Here is a 1,666-nt window from a genome sequence, read left to right on the forward strand (position 1 = left end):
GACGTAGCCATGGCGACGCAGGCCTATCGCCTCACCTTCGTCCTCCGCTTGACCGGCTCGGACGCGGGCACGACACAGCAGACCGTGACGATTGCGGCCCCATCAACGGACGAAGCTCTGGAGCTAGCGCAGTTCTACCGCGCCGGCCTGCCGAGCGACGCTATCGCTTCCGCCAGGCTCATCGATATGGCCGGAGAGGTGATCTGGTCGGAGCAGGACAGCAACGCGTCGGACGGAGTGACGCTCTGGAAGGACCAGCCGTGACCTACGCCGTCCACCAGATCGCCTCGGCGCTCCACCCCGTTCAGCTCAGAATGGCACGGGTCGCACTCGGCCTTACCACCCGGCAAGCGGCCGACGTCACTGGGGTCTCACGCAACACCATCTCAAGGATTGAGGCCGGAGAGGTGCTGAAGCCATCCACGATCCAGAAGGTTCGCGCCGCCCTCGAAGCCGCCGGCCTGGAGTTCATCCCCGAAAACGGCGGGGGGGCCGGGATCCGCTTCCGGGAGCGCAGGGAGGTGGGGTGATCGCTAAGCGCCTCGTGACGATCGGCGTGGCCATCGTCTTCGTCGGCGCTTTTCGAGCGCTAGAGGCGGATGGCGCGGAGGAAGCTTTGGGGGATTGCCTTGTCGCAGCCGTCGTGGCGACCCTTCTGACGTGGGCCACCGCGTCATAATCGCCGGCTTGGCGTTCATCCCTGAGAATGGCGGCGGAGATGGGATCCGGTTTCGAGAGCGGAAGGGGTGAGCCCGTGTTCAACGGCTACATGTGGCTGGTTATTGGCGTCCTGATCGCCATCGGTGTCATAGGAGCAGTTGTCTACTTCATAGCTGCACGGCACGATTGACCTGCGCAATGTGTCAGTTTCAAAGTGATCGCAGAACGGTGATTGGGAACGCAAGAGATGATCACGGGCCCGCAGCTTCTCGCGGCTCGGTTCTGCATCGGTTGGTCGCCTACAAGATTAGCCGAACGTGCCAAGGTACCTTTGGGTGTCGTGGCACGCGCCGAGGGCAGCCCTGGTGAGCCGACGGTCACTATCGCGCAGCTGAACGCCCTGATGCAGGCACTACGCTCTGCCGGTGCAATATTTCCAACTGCCGGACTGGACGACAGCAAGACGCAGTCGTGACTGTCTTGTCCTGACCGCTGAAGATGGCACTTTTAGCGACATGCCACGACGCTATTTGCCTACATACAGCGTTTCGATCCGGCGCTACTCGCTTCGACCACAGCGCTTTCGTTGGCTGCTGATCTCGTCCGACAACGCGCATAAGATCCACGCGCCAATTTCCTATGGCACCGAAGCCGAGGCCCGGGAGCGTGGGATGGCTGAGATGTTGGAGCTCACCGGGGGAAAGCGCAGTTCGCCCTAATCGTGGCATAGACGCGAGCCCGGCCGTGAGGAATGGCACCGAGCCCCGTCAGCCGATGATTGGATCGGGCGAAGGAGGCCGAGTTAGTTCTCAAGCCGGAAGGATGTGCAGCATCGCGCCGATTGCGCCAAGCGATCATAGGCATGAAAAAGCCCGGCCTTTCGGCCGGGCTAGTTGGGGTCCCTTTGCACGGGGACATCAAGATCAGGAAGCTTTGGGAACAACCGATCTCGATTGGGGAAATCAGAAGTCGCGCTGGACGCGGAACCGGACCTGCGAGACCGAGT

General features: G+C 62.1%; 2 protein-coding genes. Both read left to right on the forward strand.

Features of this window, described 5'->3' with window-relative positions; all coding sequences use genetic code 11:
• Positions 1-264, forward strand: a 264-nt coding sequence (locus MKK84_RS01805) for a hypothetical protein (RefSeq protein ID WP_243916328.1), incomplete at its 5' end; no start/stop codon positions are given.
• Positions 261-530 (forward strand): helix-turn-helix transcriptional regulator, encoded by a 270-nt coding sequence (locus MKK84_RS01810; protein ID WP_313899309.1) that lies wholly within the window; start codon positions 261-263, stop codon positions 528-530. The genes MKK84_RS01805 and MKK84_RS01810, both read left to right, overlap by 4 nt.
• Positions 531-1,666 lie beyond the last annotated feature (1,136 nt).

Source organism: Methylobacterium sp. E-065 (assembly GCF_022829605.1).
GTDB lineage: Bacteria > Pseudomonadota > Alphaproteobacteria > Rhizobiales > Beijerinckiaceae > Methylobacterium.